This window comes from Streptomyces griseus (assembly GCF_001715295.1).
GTDB classification, from domain to species: Bacteria; Actinomycetota; Actinomycetes; order Streptomycetales; family Streptomycetaceae; genus Streptomyces; species Streptomyces griseus_G.
Genome location: NZ_MDKB01000001.1, coordinates 207,825 through 208,335 on the forward strand (window position 1 = coordinate 207,825; position 511 = coordinate 208,335).

The window sequence follows — 511 nt, forward strand, 5'->3', positions numbered from 1 at the left end:
TCTCGCCGCACACGGACGGGTTGGGGTCGATCGTGACGGTGGTGGTGCTGGCTGCCTGGTTGACGGTCACGAGCGCGGTGCCCGTGGAGGGGGAGAAGCATCCGTCGCCGTTGTAGACGGCTGTGAGGGTGCCGGTCTGGAGGGTGGTGGTGGTGACGCAGGCGGTGCCGTCGGTGGCCAGGGGTACGGTTTCGTCGAGTCCGCCGGGGGCGGTGAAGGTGACGGTTCCGGTGGGGGTGCCGGTGCCGGGTGCGACGGCGGTGACGGTGGCACACACGGTGACCGTCTCGCCGCACACGGAGGGATCCGTGTCGACCGACACCGAGACGCTGCTGGCCGCCGGATCGACCGTGACACTCTGCGCGCCCGTGGAGATGGCGAAGCAGCTGTCGCCGTTGTAGACGGCTGTGATGGTGCCGGTCCGGAGGGTGGTGGTGGTGACGCAGGCGGTGCCGTCGACGGCCAGTGGGACCGTCTCGTTCACTCCGCCGGGGGCGGTGAAGGTGACGGT

General features: G+C 70.3%; 1 protein-coding gene. It reads right to left on the reverse strand.

Annotated features, from left to right (window positions below):
* Positions 1–511 (reverse strand): Ig-like domain repeat protein (locus BA175_RS31355; protein WP_217493204.1); only part of this gene is annotated, 511 nt, incomplete at both ends.